Genomic DNA, 15,124 nt, shown 5'->3' with positions numbered 1-15,124 from the left:
AAAAACGAACGGCCTGCTAATCGTAGACGGGAAACCCTTTGGCGTACAGGCGGCTGAGAATCCGGTCAAACCGGGTGCGGGCAAGGGCGAGCGGCACCTGAAAGCGGGTGGCCAACAGCGCGGGTGCCTGGTAGCGCGAGCAATCCGCCAGCACGGAGCCCATCATGTAGAGCGGCAACAGCAGGTGCTCGGCGAAGTGGTTCGCCTGTGATTCCTGCCAGTCGATCATCCATTCGCTGCATTGGGGCTGTACCCCTTCGTGCAGCAGCAGGTGTCCCAGCTCATGGGCGATTTTGACCCGCTGCGTCGCGGGGTCCAGCCGCTCGTCTACCGCGATGATGTAGCGGTTCGGCATGGTCGGATGTGCGTGGGCGCGGCTTCGGCCGTGGATGAAATGGATTTCGATGCCGTACGTTTCGCAAAGCTGTGTCAGGTTGATTTGCTCCGGCAGCTCTATGCCGTGATGGCGAAGCAAGAGGTACACGCGGCTCTCCAGCCATGTTTGCGGCTTGCCGATTTCTTGCAAAAGGGAGAAGTGCATCAGGGACCTCCTGAAATGATTGGAACATACGTTCTGTTTTGTCACGAAAAGAAAACCCCCGCCAAGGGGTTAGTTTTTTTTCAGCTCTTCTGTGATGTCGAACAAGGAAGGAGGTCGTGTCTCGCGCACCTGGCGCGTTTTCCACTGCTTTTTCAAGTCGTACCAGTAGCGGCGGATTTCTTTCTTTTCCTCCTCTGAAGCTTCCAGATAGCCATCCAAAAAGTAGTAGTCATCCGGATCGTCGATCTTCTCCTGCAACAGCTCGTCCAGCGAGCGCTGACCAGCCTGGGCAGATGCGGTCGCGACATAAGCTGCCCCATCGTCGGTCCGTCCCAGCAGCCAATCGGTCGTGACCTCCAAAATGTCTGCCAGCTGCATCAGCATGTCATTGGGAGGGGTGCTGTGATTGTTTTCGTAGTTGCTGATCGTTCCCTTGGTCGTGCGGACACGTTCTGCCAGCTCTTCCTGGGTCAGACCTTTTGCCTTGCGAGCTGTGCGTAAGCGCTGAGATAGCATGAGCGCGCCAGTCCTTCCGTTGCATATGTACAACTATATTGTACTAGAGTGAAAGCAAGAAGGAAAGGTTGTATGTGATTTTTATATTTTTTCATTTGACATACAAGAATGTTGTACATTAAGATGCTTGTATAAACAAAACAAGAACATTTGTTCTGTTTTGCGCGAAAGGAGGGAGACATTTTGGAGGGACAAGTGCCTGACGCCGATGGTCTGTTTCAGAAGCGATCCGGATTTGCTGCGAGAGCAGGACATGGATGAAGACCAGACAGGAAGCAAAAAAGGAAGAGGGGAGAATACATGAGAGGAAAACCGGTTGTTTTCCTGCTGCTGTTGGCTGTATTCGCTGTTGCTTGTTTTCCTGGGCGAACGGCTACAGCAGGAGAAGATCCGCTCGCTGCCATCTATGAAATGGATCAGGAGCTGTTGAAGCTTTCGCAGACGTTTGCCTTTTTCCAGGAGGTCGCGTCGCGCAAAAATCATCTGTCGCTCGCCAAGCAAATAGACGAGGAAGCGTCCGCGCTGTTGCGGCAGGCCAAGGAGCTGCACCACATCGAGGCAGCATCGGGCGAGGCGGAGCGGGCTGTTCAGCAAGCGGCAGTAGAGCAGCAGTTGTTGGCCCAAAAAGCGCCGCTTGCCGATTTGCTGCGTACGTACAACGAAAAGGCGGACGCTTACTGGGAGCAACTTCTGCCAGAACTGTCCGCCGCCCGAACGAGCAAAAGCAGCGCGAAGCAGACGAGTCTGCGCGCAACAAGCGCCGTCCTGGATCCGTTCGAGCCGAATGACGATGTCGATACCGCTTACCCGATCACGAGAGGCAATCTGTACAACTCCAAGCTCACCTGGAAAGAGGACATCGACGGATATCGCTACGATTCGGGAGCGCAAGCCGGACAAGCCACGGTCACCTTGTACGTCCCCAACGACGTGAACTATGACCTGATCGTCGTCGAGGCCCCGAACAAGGTGCTTGGCACGAGCATGAGTTCGGCATTGGGACAAGACGAGATCATCACGTTCCAGGTCCAGCCGAACAAGACGTATTATTTTTTCGTATTCAGCATGGATCGCCACTACAGCGAAACTTCGGAATACACGCTCGCCCTCAGCGAAGTGACGGCCGTACTGGGACTCAATCAGCCTGTCGATATCAGCCTGCCTGCCGGGGAGATCCCCACGTATCGCTTCACGGCTCCGATCACAGGCCAGTACCGGATTTACACCAGTCCGTACGGCGGGTTTGGGCCGTTGTTTGACACCTACCTGTTCCTGTCTCGCGACGAGCAACTGAAGCAGATCGTGACCTTCAACGACGAAGCGACGCCAGGCTCGCTTTTTTCCGCCATCGACGTTTCGCTTGAGGCAGGGGTGACTTATTATGCCTACGTCGCCTCCTACGACAAGACAAAAGGCGTTCACGCCAGACTGACTGCCGCGCTGGATACACAGGCAGCAGTTGCCTCGCCTGTCCTGCATGAATCCGCCGCCAACGATGGAAGCGTCACGGAGCAGCAGACCATCACGATCACGAACGGAATGCTTGCAGCGGATGCGGCAAACGCGGTATCCGTCAGCAACGTGCCGCCCGGACTGACGCCACTGGTAACAAGGGAGAGCGATTCCCGGCTCACGATTCAGTTCGCGGGAAAAGCGCTCGCTCATGAGCAAAAGCACAGCGCAGACAATTTGTTCGTGACGATTCCCAAAGCGAAGGTGGCCGGGATGGATGCAGATGTGATCGCGGGTCCTTTTGCCATCGCATTTGCCGATACAGAAAGCTTTTTCATACACGCGCCGCAAGATGTCCATCTGGAGCCAGGGGGCAAAAAAATCGTGAAGTTTACGCCGCCGTCTTCGGGCAGCTTCGAAATTTTTACGAGTTTTTACGGCGGCAATCCTGCGGAGGGAGCGAGCAATACGCAGCTTGCCGTCTATGAAGATTACGCAGGCACGCGGCTTTTGGCGGCCAACGACGACGGCGATCAGCCGCCTTTTTCCAAGGTGAGCCTGTCCATGCAAAAGGGAGAGGATTATTACCTCGTCCTGTCAGCGGCAGACAATGGCGCGGTGCATGCGCGGCTTGCGGCCCGTTACCTGGGCGTGGAATACGTCTACAACGCCAAAGGTCAGCTCGTGCAGATCAAGCAAAACGGCAAAATTTTGGCGGAGTTTACGTATGACGGCAACGGAAATCTCATGCGCAAGCTGATTCATCCATAAGCAGCACAAAGAGGAGGGATAGGATGCGATACAATCGCTGGATGAAGAAAATGGCAGCCGTGGTGTTGAGCGGCACGCTGCTTTTGCCGAACATGGCTTTTGCAGAGGCGAGCCTGCCCGCGAAGCCGCAAGCTTCCTACGCTTCGGGCGAAAGCGCCACGACCAAGAAATGGCTTTCCGCTTATCAGGCTGCCGTGCAGGCGGAAGCGGGGAAAAAGGAACAACGGCCGGATGAGAAGCCGACCTACAGCAAAGCAGAGGTGATGAAGCGGGACTGGACGCCGCTTCCGGCAGAAAGCGTCTGGCAGTTGTACCAGACAGGCAACAGAAAATTGCTGCAACTTGCGGCGTATGTGTATCCGCAAGTCGATCAACTTTTGTCTCATAACGAGCAGGTCGACAAGTACCAATGGGAGGGAGAGACGTTCCAGCAGAAAATGGACGGGCTGTCCGCTGCCGAGAAACAGCAACTGGAAGCGTCCGTGCCGCAGGTCGTCGCCTTGTACGAAAAAGGCAAGCAGGCGGCGGCGGAAAATCAAGCTGCCACGTCAAGCAAGGCGAAAGCGACAGATAGCCTGACGCCAACCGCGGCCGCGACGGCAAGCATCCCTGACGCCATGTTTGAAACCGAAGGCCTGACTTACAAATACCAGCGCACCAACACGGACAATCCGGTGGACGAGCTGTATCGGGCAGCCAACGTGCGGGAAGTCGACGTCCACCTGGAAGGCAAGCACGGCATGGACCTGACCATTGAGCGGCGCTATTCGTCGCTCGATGCGATGACCGAAAACATTTACTTGTCTTCGTCCGGCAAAAACAAGACGTATCCGCTGCAAGGGGACCCCAATCCGTTGCCGACGGGCTGGAGCTACAATTTTCCCCGCTTTCAGGAAGTCTCGAAGGAAGACGCGAAGTGCGGCTTCCGCGCGGATGGATCCAGATATACGTGCGGGGCGTCCGGCGAAGGCAAACGGTACATTTTCACGCTGGAAGACGGGACGATTCTGGAGTCTTCGTCCATCAAAGGGGAATGGGTAAACACGCCGTATCAGCCAAATGGCGGCATGCATTTCTATCGCAAACGCTACGGGGAGTTTGGCGACAACCATATCGTCACCCTTTCCGTGGATGGCATGACCTATGAATTTGGCGAGGAGAGTTACTACCGGAACGAAGAATTGTACGTGACCCATCTGGTCAAAAAGACGAACGTCTACGGAGATACGATCCGCTACCGCATTCCCGAAGACTGGGACGAGCCAATCGAAATCACCGACAGCGTCGGTCGCCTGGTCGTCCTGGAGCGCAACTGGGACATTGATCTCAAGGTGTACCAGGACAGCAGCAAGACGAAGCTGCTCAAGCATTTGCAATACGAAAAAGGAGTCGCGGTGAGCGACAAGGACCGGGTTATCGAGTATAGCGTCACGGGCGGGGAGAGCAAGGTGATCGCCGAGTACACCTACCTCAATCCGCGGACGTACGGCACGACCGAGTTCAACCTGCATCCCGCCTACACCTTCCCGGCTCCGGACGGCGTCATCGCCTTTGACGACGGCGGCCTGGAGTCGACGGCGTACACGAGCCTGGACCAATCGCGAAAAGCGACCGTCAATTACCGCCTGCTCAAACAAGTCACCTATCCGGTGGAAGGCTTGTCCATGACCTATACGTACAGCATCTACCAGCCGGATGCGCCGGGCTTTCTCGACCGGGGGGTGACCCGGATTTATCACGACAGGGAAGCGTTGACGTACACCAGCTATTTGCCGGTCACGGCGGTCAACTTCCGCTTTGCGAAGACGCCGCATCCCGACCAGCCTGCGACGGAGTGGTATTCGTACACGAAATACTACCCGCACATCACGAAAGAAATCTGGAAGTCGCCGAAGTCGCAATCGGGGCGCCTGGCGAAGCAGTCGCTGGATCGGGACGGTTCGATCGTCGTTTCGCGGATGGTACAGGCAGGACTGCCGAGTGAAGACAAGACGTACCGCGCCAACGAAGACCGCAACTTCGTGCTGCAATCGGTGAAAACGTACGTCGGCAACGGAGCCGATGACGACACGATCCAGGGCGCGCTTTCCGTGACGGAAGACGGCAAGACGTATCAGTATGCGCCCGCGAGCTACACGAGCTACTTGTACGAAGACCGTGCCACCAAACCCGCCTATGTGTACCACTTCCTCGGCCGCCCGTCTTCCTTGACCGCGGATGCGGACGTGTACGCGTTCCTGCTCGCCCCGACGTCCGGACGATTGGACAAGGTGCAGGCAAGGCTCGGCCGCTACGCGCACATCATCCAGTACCGCTACAATGAATACGGCGATGTAACCAAGGAAGTCGATCCGAAAGGCAACGTCACACTGTGGCAATACCTCAATCTGTCCGGGCTGCGCGTTCCATCGAGCGTGAAGAAAACGGCGGCGGACAACCCGAACCATTTTCATCACGAGACGTACACATACGGGAGCAATCTCCTGGTAGCGACGGAAAAAATCGTCGACTCGTACCCGGATGGCGCCGGAACCAAAGTAGTGCAGGTCGACCGCACGTACACCTACAACGACAAAAAGCAGCTCACCTCGATGACGGAAACGAGCACCGGACCCGATGCCAAAACGGTCACGCAAGACATTTCGCGCTACGATGCGCTCGGCTTGTACCCGGCCGACATCATCCTGGACGTCGAGGTCGCACCTGGGGAGAAGGACATTTTGCATCACGTTTTTGCCTACGACGGACTCGGCCGCCTGATAGCCCGCGCCTATCCGGACAACACCGTCGTCCTGTACGAGTACGACCTGCTCGGCCGGCGGACCAAGGAAAGCGTGACGAGCAAACAGCAGACGCGGACAACGACCTACGCCTACGACGATGACGCGCGCAAAGTCACGATGACGCTCCCGGACGGCAGCAAGCAGGTCACGCAGTTTACGCCATACGGGGAAGTCGAGTACAAAGCACAGGTCGGCACAGACGGCAGCGTTCGCCCGCTTTTGTACAACACGTATTCCCTGGACGGCAACCATTTGTTGTCCAGCGCGCCGTACGCCGACAACAATCGGGCGACGACCTACGTCTATAATGCAGACGGCAGCGTCTGGCAGCAAAAAGACCCGGTTGGCACCACCGTCTACCTGACAGCCAACGCCGTCCGCGACGAAACCAGCTACGTGCCGGCGCTCACCCGCCTGACGCTCGCGCCTAACGGCTTGCAAACCGTTCAATACCACGACCGCCACGGCCAGGTGGAAAAAGAAGTCCGGCGAACCGGGGACGGTACGCAAAGCTTGACGACGAAGCTCGTCCGCAACACGTTTGACCAGGTCATCCAAAAAACGGAGACCGACCAGACCGGAAAAAGCCGCACCTGGACGTATCGCTACACCAATGACGGCAAGATCACCGATTTGCGCGATCCGGAACAAAACCACTACCAGTACGAGTATGACGCGCTCGGCAACCTGGTGACGGTCAAGGAAAACCAGGTGCTGACGACGAAAAACCATTACAACGCTCTGTCCTGGAAGCTGAGCGAGCAGGATGTCCCGTCTGGCGCCACCGAATCGTCCGCCTACAACCCCAACGGGACGCTGAACACGTTTACCGACAAGGCAGGCAACCGCCATACGTACAGTTATACGCCTTTCGGGGAGTTGGCAAGCATCACGACCCGCAACGCAGCAGGCACGGTGACCAACCTGGAGACGAAAGACTACGTTCCGAACACGTCGCTGGTGCAAAAGGAAACGAACAGCAACGGCGCAGACACCTTCCCGACAGCGAGCCACTACCGGGAGATAACGTACAGCTACGATGCGTTCCAACGCTTGCAAAGCCAGACCGTGTTCGGCCGCACGTACCGATTGGGCTACACGGATCGCGACGATCTCATGGATTCGCTGACGTATCCGGACGGGACGAAGGTGGACTATCGCTATGATCGTGCCGGGCGTCTCACGGAAGTCAACAGCAGCCTGACAGGGAAAATCGCATATGCGTACACGGTGGACAACACCGGAGAGCAAACACAGACGACCTATCCGAACGGCCGCGTCAACAAGCGCAAGACCGATTCTTTCGGACAAGTCGAAACCGTGGCGCACGAGCAAAACCAGGCCGCGATCTGGCAAGAGACCAACCGGTATGAATTTGGCAACGTGGTTTCCATCCAGCGCAACGGCGTCACTCATCAGTTCGCATACGACAAAATCGACCGTTTGACCAAGGAAGTCGTTCCCGGTACGACGAATCAATATTCGTATGACGGCCGTGGCAACCGCTCGGCTTTCGCCGGCACCTTGCCAACCGACTCAGCCAGCTTCACCTACACCTTCGACGAGCGCAACCGCCTGCGCGGCGTTTTGAACGAAACAACAGGCGAGACGTCGACGTACACGTATTTCGGAGACGGCCTACGCGCAACCAAAACCGAAAACGGTGCGCAAACCAAGTACGTCTACCTGAGCGGCAAAGTCATCGAAGAACTGGACGGCACGAACCAACTAAAGGCGCGCAACGTCTGGGGCAACGAACTGCTGTTCCGCCAGGACGCTTCGTCCGGCAAAAACGGCTATTACCACTACAATAGCCACGGGGATGTCGTCACCATCTCAGACGCAAACGGCCAGGAGCTGAACCGCTACGACTACGACACCTGGGGCAATGTCCTTTCCAAAACAGAGGGGATGTCCAATCCGTTCCTGTACAGCGGCGAAATGTACGACGAGCAGACAGGTTTTTACTACTTGCGGGCGCGGTATTACGATCCGAAGGTAGGGCGGTTTATTTCGGAGGATACGTATAAGGGGCAAGTGGATAATCCGCTGAGTTTGAATCGGTATACGTATGTCAAAAACAACCCTTTACGTTATATTGACCCGACAGGGCATTGGGATCAAAAAATTGGCGCTAACTGGGTAATAAACGAAGCGAAGAATAGATGGGCACTAGCACAAACTGTTGGAGAAAAAAGGTATTGGGGAAATTATGCTAATGACATTAGAGCAAAAATGACCAAAGCAGGATATTCCCAGTCAGACATAATGCAACCCTCGGATGCTATGATTCCAGATGAACAAGTAATGAAGATGGCAAGAGAGTCTGCTCCAGGGCTTACATTTATTGCTGACTTTAGCAAAGCAATTTGGGATTACCCAGGAGAAGCCGCCGCAGTAAAAGGTGCGTTCTTTATTGGAAGTTTATTTAACAAGGGGAAAGGCTTTAGTAAGTTAGACGAAGGATTAAACTTTGCTGCTAAAGCTGCTCAGCATATGGACGAGGCTGGAAGATTTGTACCCGTTCAAATTCAACAGGCTGTTATTAAGTATGGTAAAGGACTACCTGACCCTAGAGGCTCAAATGCCACGATGTATTATGATGTTATGTATCGAAACGGCAAACAATATAATATCGAAGTACTATACGATGCTAAAACGAATACAGTTTATCATTTCCAATATACAAGGGAGGCTATTGGCCCTCTTCCAGCTATACCAAAGCAATAAGGAGTGAGGCGGAGAACATGAAAGAACGAACCCCTAAAGAACGCTTGTACTGGTTGATTGAATTATATCAGCAAAACGAGATTGAATTACCAAGATTCTGCGATGAATTCTCGTATACCTATAACATTGATCTCGATTATGATGAGTTAACAGAACTTGAGCGTGAAATGTTTCGTAATCTAGCGGGTATCGCTTCAAGATTTTCTCCATTCGAGGAGGATCATAAACTTGATCCAAAGGCATTTTATAAAGAAGAGGACGTCAGAGAGATGGTAAAGCTAGTAGTAGGTAAATTGAACATTTGAAAGTAAACGTAGCCCCACCCCAAACGAGTAATCAACAACTCGTCTGGGGTTTCTTTTCGTATTTTTGGCACAACCCCGCCCGTAAGCGCAACACGCACCGCCAATTATAAGCTCCTGATAAAGTGAAGCTAGACAATTTTGAGGATGGGGGCAGGGAGATACCAGAACACTACCCGCCCCGCCGCGAAATGGCGTGTCTTGGTGTTGTAGAGAGCCACGTATGACGCCCGAATTGCACAAGGATTTGCAGAACCGAGGTTCAGGCTTTCAAAGCAGTGATGTGACAAAATTAAGGATGATTTGCTGTCTGCTCTCTGAATGGTGGGTATACATATGTGTTAGCCTCTAGCGGTAGCCGCCTAATCTATTAGAGACAAAAACTAATAGAGGGGGTTATGCTCATGAACCATCCAGTTAAAGAATGCATCTCTATGCTGGGAGTATCGCAGGTATCATTTGCCGTGTTGCACGACTTATCGTTTCAACGATTGAAGGCTTGTTTATATGGGCACACTCCCGCCATCCCGCCGAGAATCGTAAACGCTCTAGTACAACATGGCTATGATGAGCAGGAAGCACAGAAGCAGTATCAACAATGGCGTAAATGGAAAGCGGAGCAAGAACTCCTCGCCGCCGCCCGCAAGGAGGGAGGTGAAGACAATGAATAGACTACCGTTGGATATTGTCGTCACGTTGATGAGGCGGGAGCAGGTACTCGCTCAAAATGAGATTGACCAACTAGCCGCGCTGTTTGGAAAGCATGTCAAGGACTTGCTGTCTTCGGAAGATGTCGAATACGCTCTTGCCTGTTATCTTGCTAAATCGAAGCACAACGATGTCGTTTACAGGAACAGTGTATTGGAGAAAGTGGTTCGCTTCATGAATCAGTACGGCTGGCATCTATCGGATGATTTCAGAGACTACTATAAGAAATATGCGTTGTTTCGTTGACCTAACCCCGCCATGTGGCGGGATTTTCTTTTTGTGTGGGCTTCTTAGTGCGGCTAGAGGCGATTTTTAGATCGGGGGGCGGGGGAGGCTGATTCTTTGGCAGTCTTATTCTTCCTATATCATTGAACACGCTCTCTCTTGGTTATCTAGGAAGATCGTTTCCATGTTCATGCTCTGTTGATTATCTATATGTATATCTTGGCAGGCTCGCTGCTTCTCACCCCCGCCCCGCTCCGCAGGGCGGGGAGTTCATCCATGTGAGGGGAGGACAACAGAGCGTTCCCCCTCTTACGAGGGAGAACAAACTAGGCTGTGAGGTTGAGGTATCCAGAGCCTACATGACATCAAACGCACCCAGGTGTAGCTTTACTGCGTGGATGGTTGAAACCATCACTCTGTCAAGGTTCCCTGTCCAAACGGACACTACGACGGAAAATCTGGGGAAATGCGTCCTTCATCACAGGACACACTTATCCTGTCCCGCCTTTAACGCGACTTCGTTCATGTAAGAGGTTTACATGACCACATTCGGCTGATGAACGCCGAGGCATTTTTTAACGTGTTCTTCTGCGACCACGGGTAGAGCTTCCATATTCATTTTCACGATCTTGATAGACCTGTTACTTTCTCTATACGAAACGAACGGGGGCTAGTTAAGGGGGAGCGTTTATTTTTCTGTCGAGATTGATTCCATATTCTAAAATTAGAACAGAATAATATTAAGGGAATAACAACCAGATAGAAGAATACCCATTCTATCATCCCCTCGCCTAGGCTCGGGGGTGTCGTTACGAGGAGCTTACCCTATTCGGTAGGCTCTTTTCTTTTACCCCTCCCCGCCGCCGCGCACCAACTTCCCATGAAAATTTCCCGTAGGAATCATGTCGTCCCCCTGCCTGCGAGGGAAGTCCTTTCTTTTCCTAGGCACTGGGGCGGTTATAAGGAATGTCCGCAGATTCATTTTAAAAATAAATCCAAACCGCCTGTAACCCCCTTTACACGCCGCCCTGTCATATGGTCTATCTGAATCCCACAGCAATTTGATTACGCCCTTTGACAACCGCATAAAGAAGCCTGTGAACTGCCCCGCCTCCCGCGAGATTGACGTATGCAGGATGCGCGGCGGCAGTAATTGATTCCAAGGGCGTTACGAAAACTGGAATTTGCGAAACGGGGTGAACAGATGAAGGATTTGGCTCAAACACTAGCCCTACTGTCAGATCAGGAAATCACGCTTATTCGCAAAGTGGAAACCTGTGAGGCGTATCTGACTATCATCTTTGCATACACGGAGCAAGAAGGACACAACTACCATCTTGTAGCCATCGAAGAGATCATGAAAGCCGTTTGCGCTCTCCAATGCGCATGGCTGACGGATTTATATCATATCAGGCTGGAAAAAGCGTTTATCACCAACCGACTACAGCATGAAAGAGGGGTAGAGCAATGAAAACACGAGTTGTCGGCTATGTTCGTGTATCTACACAGGGACAAGTCAAAGACGGATACTCGCTTGCTTATCAAGTGGAGGAGATTCAGCGATTCTGCGCCCGCCATAACCTTGAACTGCTCGACATCTACAAGGATGAAGGGATTAGCGGGGCAAAGGTGGACGAGGATGAATTAACCATTGAACGAGAGGGATTACAGGAAATGCTGTCCGACCTGAAATGGCGAGACGTGAAATATATCGTTGTCTTAAACACCAGCCGCCTATGGCGGGCGGATATGGTCAAAGTGCTGATTCAGCGGGAGCTAAAGCGGCATCAAGCGGATGTCAAAGCTATTGAGCAACCCAATTACAGTATCTATGCACACGACCCCAACGACTTTTTGGTGAACGGAATGATGGAACTGCTCGACCAGTATCAGCGGCTAGAGATTGCCCTCAAATTGAGCAGAGGACGGCGAAAGAAAGCCCAGCAGGGCGGTTATGCGGGTGGCAGGGTTGCCTTAGGATACAAAGCCACCAAAGGGCAGAAAACGCTCTCTGTTGACCCTGTACAGGCACAGACTGTCCGTAGAGTCTTTGAGTTGAAAGAACAGCATCCTATGTGGTCATTGGCGCAGATTGCCGCAGAACTCAATCAGCAAGGCTTCAAAACGGTACAAGGAAAACCGTTCAGCAAAGTACAGGTGAAGCGCATCCTAGACCGCGAGGACTTTTACAGGGGGATATATCGCTATGGTCAGATCGAAGCCAAGGGGGTACATCAGCCCATAATCTAGCTTTTCGTTACTTAACGGAGAGCCATTGATCTCGTATAGAGCAAGTAAAGACGGTAGTAAGAGATTGCTGGCGTATCTTTGCGGCTTGTCCGCTCGAACTGAGGGTGCAACCTTACTGTAAACACCGTTTCAATGCCATTGGTATCGAATGGTTTCTCATGGGTTAGATTTTTGCTTGCGTATCTTTGTAGCATGTCTACTTGATCGGAGGATGCAAACTCTAGCTCATCAGGAACCATTCGATACAGGAGAGGAGTCTGTATATGGACTATCAAGACAATTTGATCTATGTGGGCGTTGACCTGCACAAAGAGCATCACACGGCAGTAATGATTGATGATCGGAATCGGAAGTTGGGCGAGATTCAATTCCTGAACAAGCCCGCCGCCTTTCCGAAACTTTTACAGGAAGTGAAGAAGCACACGAAAAAAGGCATGAAAGCCGTCTATGGATTGGAGGACATCGGCGGGAACGGCAGAGCGTTAGCGGTATTCTTGGCGGAAAGCAATTGCTGGGTAAAAGAAGTGAATCCAGTCCTCTCTACAGCTAGACGGAAAAGCCATGTGACGGTACAGAAATCAGATAGCTGGGATGCTGAATGTGTAGCGCGGGTACTGCGAGACGAGTTAGAGAAGTTGCCAGATGCCAAGCCCATGGACTTGTATTGGGCACTCAGCCAGCTTGTCACTCAGCGGAGATCGCTGGTGAAGAACCAAACGGCACAAAATCAAAAACTGCATCAGCAGTTGAGCTATCACTATCCAAGTTATAAGCAGTTCTTTTCACAGGTAGATGGAAAGACTGCTCTTTCGTTTTGGAAGAAGTACCCTTCCCCACGCCACTTGGCAGGCGTGACCGAAGAGGAATTAGCGCAATACTTGCGGAAATGGAGCAATTACTGTCTATCCGACAAAAAAGCGGCTCAAATTCTCGCGCTGATAAAAGAAGATGGCGACACAACAAGGGACTTCCAAGAGAAGCGGGATTTTATCGTGCAAAGCCTTGTCCGAAACATCCGTTTCAATCAGATTGAGTTAGCGAGGATAGAAGGGGAAATCAAGGAATTGATGGCAGGTCTAGGGTTTCAACTTGAAACGATGACGGGGATAGACCTTGTAACAGCGGCAGAGTTAGTAGCGGAGATTGGCGACATTCACCGCTTCTCCACCCCCGAAAAACTGGCTCGTTTTGCAGGAATCGCCCCCATCTTTGCAGGTTCGGGCGGGAAGGGGAGGAACTATAAGAGCAAGCAGGGAAATCGCGTCCTGCACGAGATCATCAAGGGCATAGCCATTCGCCAGATAGCGGTTACGAGAGGAAAGAAAGAGCCACGTAACCCATATTTCTACTCGTATTATGAGCAGAAGCTGGAGGCGGGGAAAACGAAGCAACAGGCTATCGTCTGTATTATGAGGAAGTTGGTCAACGTCATACACTACCTGATGCGAACAAAGGCGGCGTATGAGATGCCTACTGTTTCAGAGAAACAAGCAGGATGATAGAATAAGAATAGCTGGCGGTAATTGGAAAACAGTTGCCGCCTTCTCTCTACGAAAGTAACGGTTTATTAACTAGGATACGTATAAAGGACAGGTTGACAATCCGCTTAGTTTGAATCGGTATACGTATGTGCATAACAATCCTCTCAACAATGTTGACCCAACAGGGCATTGGTGCGAATCTAAGGAAGGTAAATGGGCACATGCAGGTAGTTGCAGCAGCAAGGGAAGTAAATTCGAAGCTGATTATAAGCATGATAATGACTTTATTAAAGAAAATGGTGTCATAACAGGAGTCTACGAGCACATTGAAGGTGCAAGAGAAGATGTGGCATTAGAGGTCAACACCTTCTTACTGTTTGCTCCATTGCCCAAATTCTTATGGGGAGGGAAAGCGGCGGCGGCAGGAAAAACGGCTGTTACCGTTTGGGACTCGATTAAAGTTACACAAGCCGCAGTTGCAGGAACAAACATTCCTAAATCGTTTGTACTGAACGGGTTAAAAGCAGGTGGACATGAACTATGGGTACATCCAAACGCAACAAAACATATGGTTGAATACATGTTGAAAAATCCAGAAGTGATTAACCTTAGCACGAAGAGCAAGCAGATGATTGAACAAGCAATGCTGACTAGTTTTAGGACTGCGGTTGAGAAAGCAATTCCTAATCTTAAATCTGGAAGAAACTTCATGACAATAGGACAATGGGAGATAGGAATAAATGTTACTGAGACGGAGGCAGTAATATATCACGCATTGTTCAAGTAATTGGGGGAGTGTTTTTTGAAATTACTTAGCACGTCATCTACCAATAGTTTTGTTTCTGTTTCTCACGAAATCGAATATATGGGAGACAAATTTGTTCTTGTAACTATCACTGTAGATATTCCTGCACCTGAAAAATCATACCTTTATAGGGGAGGTTTTCAATGGAGACTGTATGGTGAAGCAGAACCGTTGGCAGTATCGTTGGATTTTAGGGATGATATTTCTCATGGTGGTGGGGTATTGAAAGAAATCAGATTCTTTATTAGTGAAACTGTTACTCAAGAAATATGTGGGATTAATTTCCATAAGAAGATAAACGGACTCCCAGTGTTAAGTTTGGATAACCAAGAAACTCATCATGGATATTTTCATGAGGAAAAGGGAACTTTCCGCCTCCATCTCGTAGACAAATCTTTATATTGTCTATTTGAAAATATTGAAAGTGATATGGAGGTAGAAATAAATGAACATTTAAGTTGCCTTTTTGATAGTGAAAAAGTATTTTCTGGTTTCGTAATACGAAATCTAGTTGATGAAGAGATAAACGTAATCAAAGAAGCAAACTTAATTTAGTTCAC

11 protein-coding genes and 1 pseudogene are annotated in these 15,124 nt (G+C 51.4%); 10 read left to right on the top strand and 2 right to left on the bottom strand.

Annotated elements, in window-relative coordinates; translation table 11 throughout:
• Window positions 1-16: 16 nt before the first annotated feature.
• Both BA6348_RS23145 and BA6348_RS23140 read right to left on the bottom strand, forming a co-directional pair.
• Window positions 17-541, bottom strand: a complete 525-nt coding sequence (locus BA6348_RS23145) for an ImmA/IrrE family metallo-endopeptidase (protein WP_005827010.1) — start codon at window positions 539-541, stop codon at window positions 17-19.
• Window positions 542-610: 69 nt separating this feature from the next.
• Window positions 611-1,057: a helix-turn-helix domain-containing protein gene (locus BA6348_RS23140; RefSeq protein ID WP_122952432.1), complete on the bottom strand. Its 447-nt coding sequence runs from the start codon at window positions 1,055-1,057 to the stop codon at window positions 611-613.
• A gap of 300 nt (window positions 1,058-1,357) precedes the next feature.
• On the opposite strand from BA6348_RS23140, the gene BA6348_RS23135 reads away from it, so the two are divergent.
• From BA6348_RS23135 to BA6348_RS23090, 10 genes and pseudogenes are all read left to right on the top strand, one after another.
• The gene (locus BA6348_RS23135; RefSeq protein WP_005827006.1) at window positions 1,358-3,280 is read left to right on the top strand and encodes a hypothetical protein; all 1,923 of its coding nucleotides are present in this window, start codon (window positions 1,358-1,360) and stop codon (window positions 3,278-3,280) included.
• Window positions 3,281-3,303: 23 nt separating this feature from the next.
• Window positions 3,304-8,793, top strand: coding sequence for an RHS repeat-associated core domain-containing protein (locus BA6348_RS23130; protein WP_005827004.1), 5,490 nt, complete (start codon window positions 3,304-3,306; stop codon window positions 8,791-8,793).
• Window positions 8,794-8,810: 17 nt separating this feature from the next.
• Window positions 8,811-9,098, top strand: coding sequence for a hypothetical protein (locus BA6348_RS23125; protein WP_005827002.1), 288 nt, complete (start codon window positions 8,811-8,813; stop codon window positions 9,096-9,098).
• 401 nt (window positions 9,099-9,499) lie between these two features.
• The gene (locus BA6348_RS23120; protein WP_005827000.1) at window positions 9,500-9,766 is read left to right on the top strand and encodes a hypothetical protein; all 267 of its coding nucleotides are present in this window, start codon (window positions 9,500-9,502) and stop codon (window positions 9,764-9,766) included.
• A complete protein-coding gene (locus BA6348_RS23115; RefSeq protein ID WP_005826998.1) occupies window positions 9,759-10,049 on the top strand; it encodes a hypothetical protein in 291 nt (96 codons plus the stop codon). The genes BA6348_RS23120 and BA6348_RS23115 overlap by 8 nt, the downstream gene beginning before the upstream one ends.
• Window positions 10,050-11,232: 1,183 nt before the next feature.
• Window positions 11,233-11,499, top strand: a complete 267-nt coding sequence (locus BA6348_RS23110; protein ID WP_122952433.1) for a hypothetical protein — start codon at window positions 11,233-11,235, stop codon at window positions 11,497-11,499.
• A complete protein-coding gene (locus tag BA6348_RS23105; protein ID WP_005826993.1) occupies window positions 11,496-12,278 on the top strand; it encodes a recombinase family protein in 783 nt (260 codons plus the stop codon). Before BA6348_RS23110 ends, BA6348_RS23105 begins: the two co-directional genes overlap by 4 nt.
• A gap of 263 nt (window positions 12,279-12,541) precedes the next feature.
• Complete coding sequence (locus tag BA6348_RS23100) at window positions 12,542-13,777, top strand: IS110 family RNA-guided transposase (protein ID WP_005826991.1); 1,236 nt, start codon at window positions 12,542-12,544, stop codon at window positions 13,775-13,777.
• A 76-nt stretch (window positions 13,778-13,853) separates the two neighbouring features.
• Window positions 13,854-14,546, top strand: a pseudogene (locus BA6348_RS23095) (RHS repeat-associated core domain-containing protein); the annotation flags it as partial.
• A 15-nt stretch (window positions 14,547-14,561) separates the two neighbouring features.
• The gene (locus BA6348_RS23090; protein WP_007781587.1) at window positions 14,562-15,119 is read left to right on the top strand and encodes a hypothetical protein; all 558 of its coding nucleotides are present in this window, start codon (window positions 14,562-14,564) and stop codon (window positions 15,117-15,119) included.
• The last annotated feature ends 5 nt before the right edge of the window (window positions 15,120-15,124 follow it).

It is taken from the genome of Brevibacillus agri (assembly GCF_004117055.1).
GTDB lineage: Bacteria > Bacillota > Bacilli > Brevibacillales > Brevibacillaceae > Brevibacillus > Brevibacillus agri.
This window is presented reverse-complemented; position numbering and strand designations above follow the sequence as displayed.